This is a genomic window from Oleiagrimonas sp. MCCC 1A03011, from assembly GCF_003267965.1.
GTDB lineage: Bacteria > Pseudomonadota > Gammaproteobacteria > Xanthomonadales > Rhodanobacteraceae > Oleiagrimonas > Oleiagrimonas citrea.
The window spans coordinates 402,826-421,760 of the sequence record NZ_MSPY01000001.1 but is presented as its reverse complement, the minus strand read 5'-3'; the positions used below and the strand labels follow the sequence as shown (position 1 = coordinate 421,760).

Below are 18,935 nucleotides of genomic sequence, written 5' to 3'. Positions count from 1 at the left end.
ACTTCGCCCGTTCAGTCGAGGTCGGCGCCGAGCGCCGCGTGCTGGTTGGCGTCGAGTTGCACGCGAACCGGATAGTGGTCATGCGTGCAGCTCAGGAACACGGGCGCACCGTCCTTCCATGCCGCGCGCATGGCGTCGTCGAGTTCGAAGCGCATGAAATGCACGGCCGAGGTCTTGTCTTCGTTGCTGCGCTCCAGGTCCTCGTCGGCGATGGCCTTGACCGGCGGCAGCTCGCCGACCTGCAGCGCGATGTCGTGCTCGACGTTGCGCAGCTTCGCCAGTTCGCGCTTGCGCACTTCGGGGTCGGAATACTCGATCAGCATCGTCGCTTTCAGATTGCCGCCATCGGGGATCAGCGGGTTGTAGGCGCCGAGTTCGTCCTCGATGCCGGCGGCCTCGAAGATGCGCTCGACGCGCAGCATCTCCTGGATCTGGTACTGGATCGTCAGGCGATCCTCGAAGATCAGGGTCAGGTGCTCGCCCAGATGCACCTTGCGCGGCTTCTTGTGCGCGATCACGCGGGCGCGGAAATCGCTGCGCTCGGCGGCGTAGGCTTCCAGGGAAAGCAGGTCGTTTCGGGTCAGTGGTTTCATGATCGGAAAGGCGGTGTGATTCGGATGGGGGCGATCAGAGGCCGTAGGCCTTGCGCAGCAGGCTGATCGGATGTTCGTTGCCGGGCTTGTCGTCGAGCCCGTGGGCGATGTGCTCGCCGGCCATCGGGCAGTCGCTGGTGAAGTGCGCGGCCTCGGCCTGCTGCACGCGCTTCTCGACCGGGCGCGCGATCTTGCGCGAGATCGCATAGGTCTCGCGTTTCACGCCATAGGTGCCGTCGTGGCCGGAGCAGCGCTCGATGGTGACGACTTCGGTGTCCGGCACCAGTTGCAGGATGTCGCGGGTCTTGGGGCCGATCTTCTGCACGCGCTGATGGCAGGCGACCTGCCAGGCGACCTTCCCCAGCGGCTGCTTGAAGTCGGTGGCGAGCTTGTTGTCCTTGTGGCGCTCGGCCAGGTATTCGAACGGGTCGAAGAAATGGTCGCGCACCCGCGCCACGTCCTCGTCATCGGGGAACATCAGCGGCAGTTCCTGCTTGAACATCAGCACGCAGGAAGGCACCGCGGCGGTCAGGTCCCAGCCCTCGCGGATCATCTTCGCCAGCACCGGGATGTTCTCTTCCTTGTACTTGCGCACGGTGTCGAGATCGCCGAGCTCGAACTTCGGCATGCCGCAGCAGCTCTCGCGCTCGACCATGCGCACCGGCACGCGGTTGTGCTCGAGCACCTTGACCAGGTCCTCGAGGGCCTCGGGCATGGAGTGATCGCAGTAGCAGGTCGCGAACACGGCGACCTTGCCACGGGTGCGACCGGCGGGCAGCGCCTCGCCATGGCCGTCCAGATGCTTCAGGCGCTGGCGCGCAGTGGGCGCGTGGTAGGTCGGCACGCGCGCGTCCCGGTGCACGCCAAGCGTCTTCTCCAGCAGCTTGCGCATCGGCTTGGAGCGGTTGGCGGCGTTGACGGTCTGCACCACGACCGGAATCGAGGCCAGCTTGCCGACGGTACGGGTGTTGGACAACACCTTGGCCTTCATCGGCGCGCCGTCGCGGCGGAACTGCACGGCCTTGGCGCGCAGCATCAGGTGCGGGAAATCCACGTTCCATTCGTGCGGCGGCACGTACGGACACTTGGTCAGGTAGCACAGGTCACACAGGTAGCACTGCTCGGTGACCTTGGCGTAGTCGGCCTTGTCCACGCCGTCGACTTCCATGGTCTCGGATTCGTCGATGAGGTCGAACAGGGTCGGAAAGGCGTGGCACAGACTGACGCAGCGGCGGCAGCCATGGCAGATGTCGAAGACGCGTTCGAGTTCGGCGTCGAGCGCCTGCTGATCCCAGAATTCGTCGTTGAGCCAGTCCAGCGGGTGCCGGGTGGGTGCTTCCAGACTGCCTTCTCGGGACATGCGAATCTCCTCGGCCATGCAAGGGTGTGACGGTGCAACGGAATGCCGACGGGCGTCGGCGGACACGTCGACATCGCGCGCGCCGCGGAATGGGCGCGCGCGATGTCGATGACGCGGTATTACTGCAGCTCGTCCAGCGCCTTCTGGAAGCGGTTGGCGTGCGAGCGCTCGGCCTTGGCCAGGGTCTCAAACCAGTCCGCGATCTCGTCGTGACCTTCCTCGCGGGCGTCCTTGGCCATGCCCGGGTACATGTCGGTGTACTCGTGGGTCTCGCCGGCGATGGCCGACTTCAGGTTGGCCTCGGTGCCGCCGAACGGCAGGCCGGTGGCCGGATCGCCCACTTCTTCCAGGTACTCCAGATGACCGTGCGCGTGGCCCGTCTCGCCTTCCGCGGTGGAGCGGAACACGGCGGACACGTCGTTGTAGCCCTCGACGTCGGCCTTGGATGCGAAATACAGGTAGCGGCGGTTGGCCATGGATTCGCCGGCGAACGCGTCCTTCAGATTCTGCTCGGTCTTGGAGCCTTTCAGATTGCTCATGATGTACCTCGTGGCTTCGGGCTGGGAGGTGGAAACATGGCGACATGCTTGGCATGCCGCCCCTGCGGTCCAGCCTAGCGCGCGGCTGGGTCTTGATTGAAATTGATTGTTTCGATGAAGTTGATAGTTCTACGCTATCGTTTGTACTTGCGCTGATTACGCCGAACGAGCCAGATCACCAGCACGACGACCGCGGCCAGTACGACCAGCAGACCCGAGAAGAACCAGGTCGCGATGCGCATCAGACCGTGCATGTCGCTACCGGTGCCGATGTGCAGGGTGTCGATGCGGCGATGTCCCTTGGCGCCATGGATGTGCAGGGTCACGACGTGTACCTGCTTGCCGCGACCGAATTGGTAGGTCAGCGTGGTCTGCCACGGATCGCTGTTCTGCTTGGTGACGTTCGCGCCGACGAGCTGGGGTTTCGGCGTTTCCGCGAGCAGGGCGGTGAGTGTGGCGAGCGTCTTGTCGGAGGGCGCGTTCTTGGCGTCGAAGTGCGCGCGCGCGGCGTCGGTGTGACCGGCGTGCAGGTCCTTGAACAGCGCATGCACCAGAGCGAGATCACCGTCGGGCGTGATGCGTTCGGCGAGTTTCTGCATCGAGCAGGCGCTGCATGCACCCAGGCACAGCGCGAGCAGAGCGAGTCGTGCGATGCGCGAAAGCTTCACGCCGATGCCTCCTTGGATGCGGGGCGTGACTGCAGCGCGGTGGCGTGCGCGTCCAGCAGTTCGGGCGGCAGCTTGCGGAAGACTTCGGCCAGGCGGCGCAGGAAACCGTCCATGGCCGAACTCTTGCGCCAGACCATGGCTACGCGGCGGTGCGGCGGATGACCGCCGAATTCGATCAGCCGCATGCTGTCTACACGCGCCACCGGCGGGTTGACCGCCAGTGTCGGCAGCAGGGTGACGCCGACATTGGCGGCAACCATCTGCCGCAGCGTTTCCAGGCTGGTGGCGCGAAACCCCGTGCGCTCGCCGGCACCGGCAAGCTGACAGACCTCCAGCGCCTGATCGCGCAGGCAGTGGCCGTCCTCGAGCAACAGCAGGCTTTCGTCGGCGAGATCGTCCAGGCGCAGGCGCTTGCGGTCGGCCAGCGGGTGACCTTCGGGCACGGCGAGCAGGAATGGTTCCTCGAACAGGAACTCGACGTGCAGGCTTTCCTCGTGGATGGGCAGCGCAAGGATGCCGGCGTCCAGCTTGCCCTCGCGCAGACGTTCGAGCACAACCTCGGTCTTTTCCTCGACCAGCAGCAATTCGAGCCGCGGGAAGGCCTCGCGCAGCATCGGCACGACATGCGGTAGCAGATACGGACCGAGTGTGGGGAAGATGCCCAGCCGCACCGTGCCGGATTCCGGGTCGCGCGTGCGCCGCGCGATGGCGCGGATCTGCTCGGCCTCGTTGAGCACGTCGCGGGCGCGGGCGGCGATTTCGCGACCGACGTCGGTGAGCAGCACCTTGCGCGGTGTGCGCTCGACCAGGGTCACACCCAGTTCGTCCTCGAGCTTCCGGATCTGGGTGGACAGGGTCGGCTGACTGACGAAGCAGGCCTCGGCGGCGCGGCCGAAATGGCAGTGCTCGGCCAGGGCGACCAGGTAATGCAGGTCTCGCAGGTTCATCGGGTGCCCCGCTGCATTTCAATAGCCTATTGCTATGAATCTGATGTTAACAATCAATTTGAAGAATGCAAGTGCGCACCCTATTCTTGTCCGTGACGACGCTTGCATCGAGCGTCTTTTCCCCTGAAACCCATTACCCATTCATGGAGTTGTACATGCTTACCGTTGGCGACAAGTTCCCGCAGTTCAATCTCAAGGCCACCGTTTCGATCGAGAGCCTGGACAAGGCCTTTGCGGAGATCGACAACACCACCTACGAAGGCAAGTGGACCTGCGTATTCTTCTACCCGAAGGATTTCACGTTCGTCTGCCCGACCGAGATCAAGGGCTTCGGCGATCTCAACGAGCAGTTCGCTGATCGCGACTGCCAGGTGATGGCCGCCAGCACCGACAGCGAGTTCGTGCATCTGGCCTGGCGCAAGGATCATGCTGATCTCAAGGATCTGCCGTTCCCGATGCTGGCCGACATCAACAAGGATCTGAGCCGCGCGCTGGGCATCCTGGACGACGAGGGCGTCGCCCGTCGTGCCGCGTTCCTGGTGGATCCGGAAGGCGTGATCCGTTTCGTCTACGTCACCGAAGGCAGTGTCGGCCGCAACCCGGCCGAGGTCCTGCGCGTGCTCGACGCGCTGCAGACCGACGAGCTGTGCCCGTGCAACTGGCAGTCGGGCGAAGACACGCTCAAGGCCGCCTGACCAAGATTCCCGCGCGCTCCCTGCGGGCGCGCGGGTTTTTTTCTTTCTTTTCTATCCCCCTGTCCGGACATTCCGTGCGCGCGCCAGCGTTCGCGTCGCCGTGTGCCGTCCTCGAACGGAGATTTCCCCCATGTCTCTTGCTGAACTGAAATCGCAACTGCCCGAGTACGCCAAGGACCTGCGCCTGAACCTGGAATCGGTGCTGGGCGAGAACGGCGCGCCGGGGCTGACCCAGTCGCAGATCGCGGTGGTCGCGCTGGCTTCGGCCATCGCTTCGCGCAATGCCGCATTCACCGCTTCCATGGCGGCGTGGGCGAGCGAACACGCCGATGAAGACGCCCTGCGCGGTGCGCGCGCCGCAGCGGCCATCATGGGCATGAACAATGTCTATTACCGTTTCCTGCACTTGGTCGAGAACGACGAGTACGCCACGTTGCGCGCGGGATTGCGCATGAACGTGATGGCCAAGCCAGGCGGCAGCAAGATCGATTTCGAACTGGCTTCGCTGGCCGTATCGGCGATCAACGGTTGTGGCTCCTGCGTGGCCTCGCACGAGAAGACCCTGCGCAAGCACGAAGTCGGCGCGCAGGCCGTGCAGAGCGCGGCGCGCATTGCCGCCGTGGTGCATGGTGTGGCGGTGGCGCTGGAGCAGGCCGAAGTCGCGGGTTCGAGCGCTTCCAGGGCGGCAGCCTGAGCGACCGCATTGTTCCCCGCGAGTGAAAAAGCCGGCGCACGCCGGCTTTTTCGTGTCCGTATTCGGGCAGCGTGCCTTTCGGCACGTGTCCCGGAGGTACTGCGCCGCGTAGCTTCGGATGCTGCATTCCCCGATCCGGAGATCACGATCATGCGACGACTCACCCATACGCTTGCGTTTACTGCACTGGCGGCCTGTTTTTCTTCCGCCTTTGCCGGTGGCGCTGACATGAAGCCGCCGCTGGAGCGACTGCCGGGCTGGGCCGTGCCGGAGGCATACACGCTCGATCTGCGCGTCGATCCGGCGCAGACCCGCTTCGCCGGCGTCACCACCATCCGTGTCGAACTGAAAAAGGCGGCCGACCACGTATGGATGCATGGCAAGGACCTGAAGGTATCCAGCGTGCGCGTGATCGATGCAAAGGGCGTCTCGCACGCTGCCCAGTACGTGAATGCCGCACCCAAGCAGGGCGTGGTGCGCATCGACTTCGGCAAGACGCTGCAGCCACAGGAACTGAAGCTGGTGTTCGATTACTCGGCGCCCTTCAACCATCAGTTGCAGGGCCTGTACAAGGTGACGCGCGACGGTCGTCCATACGCGATGACGCAGATGGAACCGATCAGCGCGCGCTACGCGTTCCCAAGCTTCGACGAACCCGGCTTCAAGACGCCGTACAAGATCGTGCTGACCGTGCCCAACGACGAAGTCGCCGTCGCCAACACCGCCATCGCCAAGTCCAGCAAGGACGGCAAGGGCTGGAAGACGCTGGACTTCAAGACCACGCAGCCGCTGCCAACCTACCTGGTCGCCTTCGCGGTCGGTCCCTGGGACGTGGTGTCGGGCGGTGAGATCAAACCCAACGCGTGGCGCAAGGAACCGATCCGCCTGCGCGGCATCGCTCCGCACGGCGAGGGTTCGCGCATCCACATCGCACTGAGCGAGACGCCGGTCATCATCCAGACGCTGGAGCAGTACTACGGTTTCGGCTATCCGTTCGGCAAGCTCGATCTGCTTGCTGCCCCTGATTTTTCCGCGGGCGCCATGGAGAACGCCGGACTAGTCACCTTCCGTGACTGGCTGATGTTGATGGACAAGAACTCGCCATCGGACGCCGTGCGCAATTCGTTCAACGTGCAGGCACACGAGTTGGCGCATCAGTGGACCGGCGACACGGTCACACTGGACTGGTGGAACGACATCTGGCTGAACGAGGCGTTCGCCACCTGGATGCAGCAGAAGGTCACCGCCAAGGTGCATCCTGAATACCGCGCCGACCTGGACCGCGTCAGCCGCGCCGAGGGCGCGATGGGCAATGACAGCCTGGTCAGCGCGCGCAAGATTCGCCAGCCGATCACCGGCAACGGCGACATCCAGACCGCGTTCGACGGCATCACCTACCAGAAGGGCGCGGCGGTGATCGGCATGTTCGAGCACTACGTCGGCGTCGACACCTTCCGCAAGGGCATGCGTGCCTACATTCAGGCGCACAAGTTCGGCAACGCCAAGGCCAGCGACCTGGTCGGCGCGATCGACAAGGCGGCGGGCAAGGGCGAGGCCTTCAAGCATGCCTTCAACAGCTTCCTCGACCAGTCCGGTGTGCCGATGGTCTCTACGCGCCTGGACTGCAGCGGCACGCATCCGGTGCTGCATCTGACGCAGGACCGCTATCTTCCGCTGGGTTCGAGCGGCGACCCGAATCGCCTGTGGGGCATCCCGGTCTGCGTACGCACGGGGGCGGGCAAAGCCGGCGTGCAGTGCCAGATGCTGGACAGCAAGACCGCGACCATGCAGCTGTCCGGCGGTCAGTGCCCGGCCTGGTATATGCCCAACGCCGATGCGCGCGGTTACTACCGCTTCAGCATGGACAAGACGGATCTGGCCAAGCTCAATGGTCATTTGGGCGCGCTGAACGATGCCGAGAAGTTGGCCTATGCCGATGCCGTCAAGGCGGCGTTCCATCGTGGAGACATCGATGCGTCTGCGGCGATGGAAGCGGTGCGCCGGTTGGCTCCGTCCAAGACGCGGCAGGTGGCGTTGGCGCCGCTGGATACCTTTGCCTGGATCTGGAAGCACGAAGCGCAGACGGATGCGCAACGGGCGGCCCTGCGCAAGCTGGCCAGCGAGGCCTACCTGCCTCGTCTGCAGAAGCTGGGGTACGTGAAGCGCAAGGGCGAGTCGTCGGATGACGCCTTGACGCGCAGTGCGCTGGCCGGTTTTCTCGGTGTTGGCGTGAAGCTTCCCGCCGTGCGCGCCGCGTTGCTGCAGCAGGCCGATCGCGCGTTGGAGAAGAACGCGAAAGGACGTCTGAACCTGGCCGCAGCCAATCCGGACCTGCTTTCCGAGGATCTGACGGTTGCCGTGGAGGAGAAAGGCAAGCCGGTGGTCGATGCGCTGATTGCCGAGTTGAACAAGACCACGGACGCAGACCGCCGCAACGCCATGCTCGCAGCGCTCTCGCATGCGCCGGGTGCGCAGGCGGAGCGGGTGTGGAACTTCGCGCTCAGTCCGCAGGTGAAGGTGGGCGAGATGTTCCGTCTGCTGACCGGACATCGCGATACGCAGCAGGGGCGTGATGCACTGTGGACCTGGTTCAAGGGGCACTACGATCAGGTCGTCAAGCGCACCGGTACCTTCGCCAGCGGCTACGTGCCGAACCTGGCCGGCGGTGGCGGTTGCTCGATGGCGGACGCCGAGCGTCTGCAGGCGTTCTTCACCCCCCGCCTGGACGACCTGCCCGGAGCCGACCGCGGTCTGGCTCAGACCACCGAGTCGATCAAGCTGTGCGCGGCGCTGAAGAAGGCGCAGGATCCATCCGCGATCACGCGCTGATTCGCGATACGCGCGGCATGGTGTTTCGGGCGGCTTCGGCCGCCCGATTTTTCATGACCTCTGCGGAGGAAGAGGCGGTCCCCGTTTAGCGGTGCGCGATCAGGGTGAGGCACGGGCTTCGCTGCGCGCGTGTGCGTTCGGGGTGGCGCGTGCATCCAGGCTGTGGGCATCGATGAAGCCCAGCGTGTCGCGCAAGGCCGTGGCCTTGTAGCGGAACGGCTGTGACAGCGACAGCAGCAGGCCGGCATGGCTGACGCCGCTATAGACGTGGTCCTGCACGCGTTCGCCATGCTCGCGCATCGCGGCGGCCAGGGACAGTGCGTTGTCGGGTGCCACCAGCTTGTCGTCGCCGCCCTGCAGCAGGAGCATCGGCGGTTCGTTGCCGTCCACATAGTTCACCGGCTGTGAGCGCAGCTGCTGCGCATGCGTATGACCGAACATGTCGACATACACCTGCTCACGCAGCGGCAGGAAATCGTACGGACCGGCAAGCCCGATGAAACCGCGAAGCTGCCGTGGTTCCATGCCGACCTGCTGCAGCCAGGAAGCGTGGGTGGCGAGTAATGCGCCGATGTGTGCGCCGGCCGAATGTCCCATCAGGAACAAGTCATTCGGGTCCCCTCCGTAGGCATTTGCATGCTCTCGAGTCCACGCCACGGCGCGGGCGGCGTCGTGCATGAATCCGTCCAGTTTCACCTGCGGGAATTTCCGGTAGTCGGGCACCACGACGACCAGTCCGTGGTGCGCCAGCGTCTCCCCGGCCCAGCGATACCACTGGCGTTTGCCGTCCTGCCAGGCGCCGCCGTAGAAGAACACGACCACCGGTGCGTGGTGTGCATGAGCGGGGCGGTAGATGTCCAGTGCAAGGTCATGCTGCGGTTCGAAGACGATGCCGCGCTTTGCCTGCACCGCGTTCGCGGGCGTGACCGTGTTCAGCGCGGAGAAGAAGGTCGCCTCGCAGGCGCTCAGACAGAGCGGAAGCAGGCCTGCCAGGAGCAGGCGCGACAGCGAGCGCGGGTGAAGTGCGGACATGGAGCGTTTCCTGACGTTCGGGCCGGTACACTTCCCAGATACGGTGGCGGTTCCGGTGCAGATGCACGGCACGCGCCCGGATTCATCTTCGAGCCGAGTTCACGCATGGTCCGCACACCGCAGGTACGCGATCTTCTTATGTCCGCCGCCGAGCGCGTGGCCGAGCGGGGCGATGCCGAGTGGCTGCTCATGCATGTGTTGGGCGTGGATCGCGCCTGGTTGTTCGCGCATGCGACGGACCCGGTCGATGCGGCGTCGGCCCAGGCCTTCGAGGCTCTGCTGCAGCGGCGCGAGCAGGGTGAGCCGGTGGCCTACATCCTGGGGCGGCGCGGTTTCTGGCATCTCGATCTCGAGGTCACACCCGATACGTTGATCCCGCGTCCGGAGACTGAATTGCTGGTCGAGTTGGCGCTGCAACGCATGCCGCAGGATGTTCCGCTGCAGGTGGTCGACCTGGGGACAGGAAGCGGCGCCATCGCGCTGGCCCTGGCGTCCGAACGGCCGCAGGCGCAGGTCACCGCCGTCGACGTTTCCGCATCGGCGCTGCAGGTGGCGCGGCGTAACGCGCTGGCGAACGGATTGGAGCGCGTCGAGTTCCTGCAGGGCGACTGGTATGGCCCGCTTGCCGATCGGCAGTTCGACCTGATCGTGTCCAACCCGCCCTATATCGAGCACGACGACGCCCACGTCGGGCAGGGCGATCTGCGTTTCGAACCTCGCGGTGCTCTGGTGTCCGGCGCGGACGGTCTGGATGCGATTCGTGTGCTGGTCGCCGGCGCACGTCGCCATCTCCGGGCGCGCGGCTGGCTGCTGATGGAGCACGGCTGGAAGCAGGGGCCGGCGGTGCGTGCCCTGCTCACCGACGATGGCGGTTTCACGCACGTGTTCACGGCCTGCGATCTGGAAGGGCGCGAGCGCGTCAGCGGTGCACGGTTTCGCTCGCCATAGCCGATATAAATTGTGAACTGCATCACAGTTTGCCTATACTCTGATTTCAGGCGGGGGAGGCAAGGGCACGTGTCCATGCGCAGGAAGCGTGCCCCTCGCAGTAGGCGTTGAAGGCGACGATTCGTTCGTCGCCTTCTGCTGCATAGGGCGAGGGGAGTCATGCAGCGTATTCATGTCATTTCCGGTCTGCCGCGCTCCGGCGCGACGCTGCAGTCGGCGCTGCTGCACGAGAACCCGCGTTTCGAGGCGGGGGCGAGCGGTCCGGTGGCCGGGCTGCTGGGCGCGATACCCGGCTGCACGGAATTCCCCACATTCATCAATGATGCGCAACGCTGCCGTATGCCCAGCGGCGTGTTCGAAAACGATGATGCCGGCTGCGACGAGGACGTGATCTCCGGCACCCGTTGCGACCGAGGCGCGCTCATGAACGTGGTTGCCGAGCTGTTTCCCGATCCCCGGTGCATCGCCTGCGTGGATCCCATGCAGAGGGCCATCGGCAGCGTCGAGCGTCAGCTCCAGAAGAACCCCTTTCATCCGTCTCCGATCGTCCATTTCAGCGCGAATGGCGCCGTGTACACGCGTGCCGACGGTGTGGCGAAAGGCGACGGCACGGTCAGCCATGCCCTGCAACGCGTGGAAGCAAGCGTTCTGCGGCGCGCATGCGGACAGGCTGGTGCGGGCGCAGTACGAGACCTTGTCGACGAGTACGTGCGACGACCGCGATCCACAACTTCATCGGCGAGCGGTCTGGCGCGCAGGATTTCGAGTACCTCGAATTCGATGCCGAAGCCTTCGATCTCAAGCTCGGTGCACAGGGCCTGTGCGCGGCGTGTCCGAACGTCGGTACGGAAGCAGGCAAGACGGTGTTTTCGCCGATGTGTTCAACCGATTCAAAGCCATGCTTTGGGCGCAACCCGGGCATGAACCTGCACTGGCTGTGCAGCGTCTAGCCGTTACGACATAACCGATCCGTGCTTCACGGATCCACAACAAGCAACACTTCAGGAACAGGGAACAACATGAACAAGATCTACCGTCTGGTCTGGAATCGCACGCTGGGCGTCGTGCAGGTCGCGACAGAGTTCGCAAAGGCCTCGCGCGGCGGCGTGGGAGCGTCGCGATCGGTGGGCGTGACGCCGCCGCACAGCCGTCTGGCGCAGGCCTGCGCCGCCGCGCTGCTTCTGGGCGTGGGAGCGACCGCGCTGCCGGCGATGGCGGCCAGCACCTATACCGTGACCCAGGCCAGCGACAACGGCAACACGGCGACCGTGGGCACGCTCAGTTGGGCGATTGCCCAGGCCAATAGCGATCCGGGCAGCACCATCCAGTTCGACTTCACGGGTGCGACCACGATCACCGAATCGGGCGCCTTGCCTTCGCTCGACGTAGCCACCGTGTTCTCGATGCAAGCCGATGTGACGATCCAGGCTCCGTTGAGCGGCGCCGGATCGTTGAGCGCGTCGGGTACCGGTTCGCTGGCGCTCGCCGGCGATGGCACGACACTGACCGGCGGTGCGGTGGTACATGCCGGCTCGTTGACGCTGGGCGACGGCACGGGCTCCGTGAACGTGACCAACTCGGGCACGGGAGCCACCGGTATCGCGGTGGCTGATACGGCGGCCCTGCAGGTGATGGGTTCGAGCACGGGTTCAGGCGGCAGCGGCGCGGCGGGCAGCGATGCCGACTACTACACGAAGGGAGCTTATGGTGGCGCGGGTGGCGTCGGCGGTATCGGTGTGATGGCCGGTCAGTCGTCGGTGGACAACGCGGGTACCGTCTCCGGCGGTACGGGTGGTGTGGGTGGCACGGCCTACGCAGCGGGCGCCGGTGGCGCCGGCGGCGCGGGCATCCAGGGTGCCGGCTCGACGGTGGACAACCGTGGAAGCATCGCCGGCGGTGTGGGTGGCAATGGTGGTAAATCGTATACGGCCAACCATAACGGCGACGGTGCTGGCGGCGCGGGTGGTGACGGTGTCGGCGGTAGCGGTCTGACGTTCACGAACCACGGCAGCGTGGCCGGTGGCGCCGGTGGTTACGGTGGTACCGCCGGCTATACCGTCGGCAACTACGGCGGTCATGGTGGTACGGGTGGTGCGGGTGCGCAGTTGGATCAGTCCTCCATTGCCAACGACGGAGGTATCGTCGGCGGTGTTGGCGGTACCGGTGGTTTCACGGGGCATGGCGGCGATGCCGGCAATGGCGGCGATGGCCTGGCCGGCGCAGGATTCACGCTGGACAACACGGGCCGTGTCGAGGGTGGCGCGGGCGGCTACTCCTCGTCGCGGAGCTATTACGCGGGAGACGCCGGCAGCGGCGGTGCCGGCGTCAGTGGGAGTGGATTCAGCGTCGGCAACACCGGCACGATTACCGGCGGGATTGGCGGTGCGGGCGTTCATGCCTTTGCCACCCCGGGGGCGTCAGGTTCGGGCGGCGCTGGTGTGATCGGTTCGGACTTCACGCTGGACAATGCAGGTGTGATTGCGGGAGGCGCGGGGGGCGGTTACTGCACCGGAGACTGCTACGCAGCAGGGTCCGGAGGTGGTGAGGTGCCGGGGATAGGGCCCAGTTTCAGCGAGGCGAGCGGTGTCGCAGGCAGCTCGGGCGGATCCGGCGTATCTGGAAGCGGATTCCAGATGACCAACGCCGGTACCGTACAGGGTGGTAACGGCGGAAACGGCGGTAATGCCGGTTATACCCGCTACTACGGGTCCGGGTCCGGGTCGGCGGGTGACGGCGCCAACGGTGGTGCGGGCGGTGCCGGTATCGTCGGTACGGGCATGACCCTGACCAACACGGGCACCGTCCAGGGCGGCAACGGTGGCAACGGCGGTGATGGGTATACCGGTTATACCGCCGGGACTGGCGGCGCCGGTGGTGCGGGCGTGGTGTCGACGGGCAACTCGACGATCATCAACGCAGGCCTCATCGCCGGCGGCGTGGTGGGTGCGGACGGTACGCTCGCCGAGCCGACTGCGCCGAGCGGGCCGCCGGTCGGTCCGTCCAGCGCAGGCGTCGTGACTGCCGCGGCCGTTGTCAGCACACAGGCCGACGCGGTGGATTTCTCTGGCGGCGGCAACACGTTGGAGCTGCGCGCCGGCTATCGTTTCGTCGGCAACGTGCTGAGCACGAGCGGCACGACCAACGGTGGTGACACGCTGGCGCTGGGCGGCGATACGGACGGTAGTTTCGATCTGTCGCAGATCGTGATGGCCATCCCGACCACGTACAACGGCAGCCCGCGCTATCACGGCTTTGCGACGTACACCAAGAGCGGCTCCGGCATGTGGACGCTCACCGGCCGCAGCACCGCGACCACCGACTGGACGGTGAGCGCAGGCAAGCTGGAAGTGGGCGACGCCGCCCATCCGGACACGGTGCTGACTGGCGACGTGACGGTGACCGGCGGCACGCTGGGTGGTCACGGCACGATCACGGGCACGGTGAGCAACATGAGCGGCACGGTAATGCCGGGCGGTAGCGTGGGCATTCTGGCGCTGGCCGGCGACTATGTGCAGGGTCCGAACGGCACGTTGAGTCTGGAGATCACGCCCGATCCGACGCCGGGCACGGGGTCGAGCCAGCTGCAGGTGGGCGGCGCGGCGAGCCTGGACGGCACGCTGGCGATCATGGTCGATCCGGGCTCGTATCTGGCCAACACCAGCTATGACCTGGTGCACGCAGCCGGTGGCGTGAGTGGGACGTTTGCCACGACGACCTTCAATCCGGGCTTTGCGGTGTACCTGACGCCGCAGGTGAGCTACGGCGCCAACGACGTGACGCTGAAGCTGTCGCCGAACGCAGCCGCGTACGCGGGCGGGTATCCGAACTACGCCAGCACGGTGAGCCTGGGCATGGAGCAGACCTTCGACGCGGTGCTGGGCAGGATGGGTCCGACGGCGCAGGGGCGTCAGGGCGCGTGGGGCCAGATGATGGCCGGCCTGGGCGGACTGGGCCAGGGCTCGCGCTACCAGCTGAACGGCGCTGCGGCGGGCTACGGCCACGCCATCACGGACCGCTTCGTGCTGGGCGTGGCGCTGTCGGGCGGCACGACGACGACGACGGTGGACGCCATGCAGGTTCGCGCCAAGCCGTTCGGCGGCTTCGTGTACGGCATCTGGCGCAGCGGTGGCTGGCGGGTCTCGGGCAGCCTGGGCACAGGCAAGCTCAAGCAGCACAGCAAGCGCTACCTCGCCTCGCTGGGCGGTATGCAGACGGCGACTGGCGGCGGTCATTATGCCGGTGCGGCGTTGCGCGTGGACTACACGGTGCGGAAGGGTATCTGGTCGTTCACGCCGTACGCGGGCATGGACAACGTGAACGCCCGCTACGATGCGACGCAGGAGCAGGGCATCACCTTGCTGGCGCTGCATTACGGCAAGGTGAGCCAGCATCTGTCGCACTACCAGGCGGGCCTGCGTATCGGCGCCGAGTGGGGTCACTGGCAGCCGTGGGTGCAGGCAGGCACGGAAGGCTGGCGCGGCGATCGTGCGATCACGGTGACGGAGCGCCTGGGCGACTACCGCAAGGACGTGACCAGCAGTGCACTGCCGGGCAGCGCACTGAGCGGTGGAGCGGGCGTGACGTGGAAGGCCGGCCGCTGGGACGCGACGCTGTCGTGGCACGGTGCGGTGGGCAGCCACTACCACGGCAACCGCGGCATGCTGCAGGCGCGCTACAGCTGGTAAGTGGGTGAGGCACGAAGGCCCGGCACTTCGCTGTGTCGGGCCTTTGTCTCTGGAAGGATGCATCGATGCACGGATCGGGCGATGCAAGCAACGATCAAGGAGGGCACGAACATCGTTGGTGTCCGGTGGGACGTTTCAGGAACCCCAGGAGGCTTCGTTTTGTGAGGCTGCAGCCCTGCTTCATACTCCTGTGAAACCAAAACCGGTATTCGAATCGTCAGTGCGCGCGGTACCCATGAAGGGGCCCGTATCGCTGATGGGCGGTTCCATCAAGCAAGGATCATCATGCATCGCATTCACTTCATTTCCGGTCTGCCACGCTCTGGTTCGACCTTGCTGTCGGCGTTGCTGCGTCAGAACCCGCGGTTCACTGCCGGCATGAGTGGTCCGGTCGCGGGATTGCTTGGCGCGATGCTCGGCGAGATGAGCGGCCGAAACGAATTTTCCGTCTTCATCGACGATGACCAGCGCCGTCGCGTGCTGGAGGGCGTGGTGGAGAACTACTACGCCGATCGCGACGAGGACGTGATCTTCGACACCAGCCGCGCCTGGTGCGCGCGCATGAACGTGATTGCCGAGCTGTTTCCCGAGTCCAGGGTGATCGCCTGCGTGCGACACATGCCCTGGGTCATCGACAGCATCGAGCGACTGGTCCAGAAGAACACCTTCCAGCCGTCGTCGATCTTCAGTTACACGGTCGGCGGCACGGTGTACACGCGCGCCGATGGGGTGGCCAAGGGCGACGGCATGGTCGGTTACGCCTACAACGCGCTGAAGGAAGCATTCTTCGGTGCGCATGCCGGCCAACTGATGCTGGTGCAGTACGAGACGCTGGTGAGCGATCCGGGCAAGGCCATGGCGGCGATCTACGACTTCATCGGCGAGCCGGCCTTCCAGCATGATTTCGAGCACATCGAATTCGACGCCGAAGCCTTCGACATCAAGGCGGGCACGCCGGGCCTGCACACGGTGCGGCCGAAGGTGGGCGCAGTCGAGCGCCGGACAGTGTTGCCGCCGGATGTGTTCAACCGATTCGAGAACGATGCTTTCTGGCGTAATCCGGAACTGAACCTTCACGGGGTCCGGGTCGTGTAACGGACGGAATCTGAAGCCGTTCGCGCCCGCTCATGCCGGCCGGCAGGTGCAGCAAAGAATCCAACTATTCGCAGGGGAATACGCATGAACAAGATGTACCGTCAGGTATGGAACAAGGCGCTGGGCGTCGTACAGGTCGCCTCGGAGCAGACTTGCAGTTCGCATGGCGGTAGCCTCGGAGCATCGGGTTCCGCGTATCGCCTGAAGATGGCGACCCTGACGGCGGCGATCGGCCTGATTCTGGCTTCGGCGCCAGTGGTCAGTCTGGCGCAGAGTTGCAGCAAGACATCCGGCACGATCGACGCTTCGTGCACGGGCACGACGAGCAGCAACGGTGCCACGGGGCTGGACAATGACGGCGGCAGCCCCTCCGCTCAGGGCAGCGGTTCGGGCGGCACCACTCGAGCCGGTGGCTTGGGCGGCGCCGGTTCGGGCGATGGCGGAGCGGGCGGCATCTATCCGAGTTCGAACAGCTTTTTCGGCGGCAGCGGCGGCGGCGGCGGTGTATACGGCGGCGGCGGCAGCACGGGCAGTGGAACAAATAACCGTATCTCGGGCACGGGTGCGGGCGGCGGCGGTGGCAATCCGGGCGTGCTCGCGACCGGCAATCTGTCGATTGGTGCAGGCGTGACCGTGACCGGAGGAAGTGGCGGTGCCGGTGGGTTCGGCTATGCCTATGGAGGTGGCGGTGGTGGCGGTGCCGTGGGCGCGGCTCTCGGTGTCGCGGGTTCGACGTTTTCCAATAGTGGAACCGTCGCGGGTGGCGCGGGTGGCGCCGGCGGTGACGGTTACCTCAGCGGCGGTGGCGGCGGTGGCGGTGCGGGACTCTACGTTGGCACCGGCGATCATGACGCGAGCAACGCCGGCCATGTCATGGGCGGCGCTGGTGGCCATGCAGGCGGCTACGACGACGTGAGATTCAGCTCCCTGAAAGGTAGCACCGGTGCCGGCGGCAACGGCGGCGCCGGACTGGTCATCGGCGCGAGCAACAACACCTTCACCAACACCGGCAGCATCACCGGCGGTGACGGTGGTGCGGGCACGCTGGTCAGCGGTAACGGCAGTTCGAGCATGGGCGGCATCGGTGGTGCCGGCGTGGTCTCCACGGGCGGTACGACGCTGATCAACAGCGGCGCGATCGCCGGCGGCAAGTCGGGCATGAACGGCGACGGCACCGGCGGCGATGTGCAGGCCGACGCGGTCGAATTCTCGGGCGGTGGCAACACGCTGGAGCTGCGCGGCGGCTATCGCATGGTCGGCAACGTGATCAGCATGAGCGGCACGACCAATGGCGGCGACGCGCTGGTGCTGGGCGGCGATGCCGACAGCAGCTTCGATCTGTCCCGGATCGCCACGGCCGCGCCGACGACCTACGACGGCACGTCGCAGTACTACGGCTTCACGAGCTATACCAAGACGGGTTCGGGGCAGTGGACGCTCACGGGTCACAGCAACGCGACCACCGATTGGACGGTGAGCGCGGGCAAGCTGGAAGTGGGTGATGCCGCGCATCCGGACACGGTACTGACCGGCGACGTGACGGTGACCGGCGGCACGCTGGGCGGCCACGGCACGATCACGGGTGCGGTGAGCAATCTGGGCGGCACGGTGATGCCGGGCGGCAGCGTGGGCATCCTGACGCTGTCGGGCGACTACGTGCAGGGGCCGAACGGCACGCTGAGCCTGGAGGTCACGCCGGACCCGGCGCCGGGCACGGGTTCGAGCCAGCTGCGGGTGAGCGGCAAGGCCAGCCTGGATGGCACGCTGGCGATCGTGGTCGATCCGGGCGCGTACCTGGCCGACACCAGCTACGACCTGGTGCATGCGTCCGGCGGCGTCCGCGGCACGTTCGCCAAGACGACCTTCGATCCGGCCTTCGCGGCCTACCTGACACCGCAGGTGAGCTACAGCGGCAACGACGTGACACTCACGCTGGCGCCGAACGCGGCGGCGTTCGCAGACGGATACCCCAACTACGCCAGCACGGTGAGCCTGGGCATGGAGCAGACCTTCGACGCCGTTCTGGGCCGGATGGGTCCGACGGCCCAGGGTCGCCAGGGCGTCTGGGGCCAGACGATGGCCGGTCTGGGCGGATTGGGCCAGGGCTCGCGCTACCAGCTGAACGGCGCGGCGGCAGGTTACGGCCACGCCATCACGGACCGCTTCGTGCTGGGCGTGGCGGTGTCGGGCGGAACGACGACGACGACGGTGGACGCCATGCAGGTGCGCGCCAAACCGTTCGGCGGCTTCGTGTACGGCATCTGGCGCAACGGCGGATGGCGGGTCTCGGGCAGCTTCGGTGTGGGCAAGCTCAAGCAGGACAGCAAGCGCTATCTGAGCGTGGTGAGCGGAATCCAGACCGCGCACGGTGAAGGTCGCTACAACGGCGCTGCGCTACGTGTGGACTACACCGCCCGCGCGGGGCGCTGGTCGTTCACGCCGTACGCGGGGATGGATACCGTCAACGCACGGTACGATGCGGCGCAGGAGCAGGGCATCACCTTGCTGGCGCTGCATTACGGCAAGGTGAGCCAGCATCTGTCGCACTACCAGGCGGGCCTGCGCATCGGCGCCGAGTGGGGTCACTGGCAGCCGTGGGTGCAGGCGGGCACGGAAGGCTGGGGTGGCGACCGCGCAATCATGGTGACGGAGAGCCTGGGCGACTATCACCGCGCCGTGACCAGCAGCGCATTGCCCAGCAACGCACTGAGCGGCGGTGCGGGTGTGACGTGGACGTCGGCTCGCTGGCAGGCGTCGCTGTCCTGGCACGGCGCAGCGGGCCACCATTATCACGGCAACCGCGGCATGCTGCAGGCGCGCTACAGCTGGTAAGGCGGCGCATCCTGCTGA

14 protein-coding genes are annotated in these 18,935 nt (G+C 65.9%); 8 read left to right on the top strand and 6 right to left on the bottom strand.

Annotated elements, in window-relative coordinates; genetic code table 11:
- Positions 1 to 11: 11 nt before the first annotated feature.
- From BTJ49_RS01955 to oxyR, 5 genes are all read right to left on the bottom strand, one after another.
- Entirely contained in the window at positions 12 to 593 is a 582-nt protein-coding gene (locus tag BTJ49_RS01955; RefSeq protein ID WP_113063666.1) for a DUF3501 family protein, read from the bottom strand.
- A 34-nt stretch (positions 594 to 627) separates the two neighbouring features.
- Positions 628 to 1,953, bottom strand: a complete 1,326-nt coding sequence (locus tag BTJ49_RS01950; protein WP_240601689.1) for a heterodisulfide reductase-related iron-sulfur binding cluster — start codon at positions 1,951 to 1,953, stop codon at positions 628 to 630.
- 119 nt (positions 1,954 to 2,072) lie between these two features.
- Positions 2,073 to 2,492, bottom strand: a complete 420-nt coding sequence (locus BTJ49_RS01945; RefSeq protein WP_043102137.1) for a rubrerythrin family protein — start codon at positions 2,490 to 2,492, stop codon at positions 2,073 to 2,075.
- A 134-nt stretch (positions 2,493 to 2,626) separates the two neighbouring features.
- Complete coding sequence (locus BTJ49_RS01940; protein ID WP_113063664.1) at positions 2,627 to 3,160, bottom strand: hypothetical protein; 534 nt, start codon at positions 3,158 to 3,160, stop codon at positions 2,627 to 2,629.
- A complete protein-coding gene (gene oxyR, locus BTJ49_RS01935) occupies positions 3,157 to 4,107 on the bottom strand; it encodes a DNA-binding transcriptional regulator OxyR (RefSeq protein WP_113063663.1) in 951 nt (316 codons plus the stop codon). Before oxyR ends, BTJ49_RS01940 begins: the two co-directional genes overlap by 4 nt.
- Before the next feature lie 155 nt (positions 4,108 to 4,262).
- Between oxyR and BTJ49_RS01930 the strand changes: the two genes are divergently transcribed.
- The 3 genes from BTJ49_RS01930 to BTJ49_RS01920 all read left to right on the top strand — a co-directional run bounded on the left by BTJ49_RS01930 (position 4,263) and on the right by BTJ49_RS01920 (position 8,325).
- Positions 4,263 to 4,802, top strand: coding sequence for a peroxiredoxin (locus BTJ49_RS01930; protein ID WP_113064004.1), 540 nt, complete (start codon positions 4,263 to 4,265; stop codon positions 4,800 to 4,802).
- A 130-nt stretch (positions 4,803 to 4,932) separates the two neighbouring features.
- Positions 4,933 to 5,496: a carboxymuconolactone decarboxylase family protein gene (locus tag BTJ49_RS01925; protein ID WP_113063662.1), complete on the top strand. Its 564-nt coding sequence runs from the start codon at positions 4,933 to 4,935 to the stop codon at positions 5,494 to 5,496.
- 150 nt (positions 5,497 to 5,646) lie between these two features.
- Positions 5,647 to 8,325: a M1 family metallopeptidase gene (locus BTJ49_RS01920; RefSeq protein WP_113063661.1), complete on the top strand. Its 2,679-nt coding sequence runs from the start codon at positions 5,647 to 5,649 to the stop codon at positions 8,323 to 8,325.
- 99 nt (positions 8,326 to 8,424) lie between these two features.
- On the opposite strand, the gene BTJ49_RS01915 is transcribed toward BTJ49_RS01920, so the two are convergent.
- Positions 8,425 to 9,357 carry an alpha/beta hydrolase gene (locus BTJ49_RS01915; protein WP_113063660.1) on the bottom strand — a complete coding sequence of 311 codons (933 nt, stop codon included), beginning with the start codon at positions 9,355 to 9,357 and terminating at the stop codon, positions 8,425 to 8,427.
- Between the two features lie 105 nt (positions 9,358 to 9,462).
- Between BTJ49_RS01915 and prmC the strand changes: the two genes are divergently transcribed.
- The 5 genes from prmC (at position 9,463) to BTJ49_RS16080 (ending at position 18,917) form a co-directional block, all read left to right on the top strand.
- The gene (gene prmC, locus BTJ49_RS01910) at positions 9,463 to 10,305 is read left to right on the top strand and encodes a peptide chain release factor N(5)-glutamine methyltransferase (protein WP_113063659.1); all 843 of its coding nucleotides are present in this window, start codon (positions 9,463 to 9,465) and stop codon (positions 10,303 to 10,305) included.
- A 159-nt stretch (positions 10,306 to 10,464) separates the two neighbouring features.
- Positions 10,465 to 11,229: a hypothetical protein gene (locus BTJ49_RS01905; protein ID WP_113063658.1), complete on the top strand. Its 765-nt coding sequence runs from the start codon at positions 10,465 to 10,467 to the stop codon at positions 11,227 to 11,229.
- Between the two features lie 95 nt (positions 11,230 to 11,324).
- Entirely contained in the window at positions 11,325 to 14,990 is a 3,666-nt protein-coding gene (locus BTJ49_RS16085; RefSeq protein WP_113063657.1) for an ESPR-type extended signal peptide-containing protein, read from the top strand.
- Positions 14,991 to 15,275: 285 nt separating this feature from the next.
- On the top strand, positions 15,276 to 16,085 hold the full coding sequence (locus BTJ49_RS01895; RefSeq protein WP_113063656.1) for a sulfotransferase: 810 nt from the start codon (positions 15,276 to 15,278) through the stop codon (positions 16,083 to 16,085).
- Between the two features lie 84 nt (positions 16,086 to 16,169).
- Positions 16,170 to 18,917: an autotransporter domain-containing protein gene (locus tag BTJ49_RS16080; RefSeq protein WP_113063655.1), complete on the top strand. Its 2,748-nt coding sequence runs from the start codon at positions 16,170 to 16,172 to the stop codon at positions 18,915 to 18,917.
- The last annotated feature ends 18 nt before the right edge of the window (positions 18,918 to 18,935 follow it).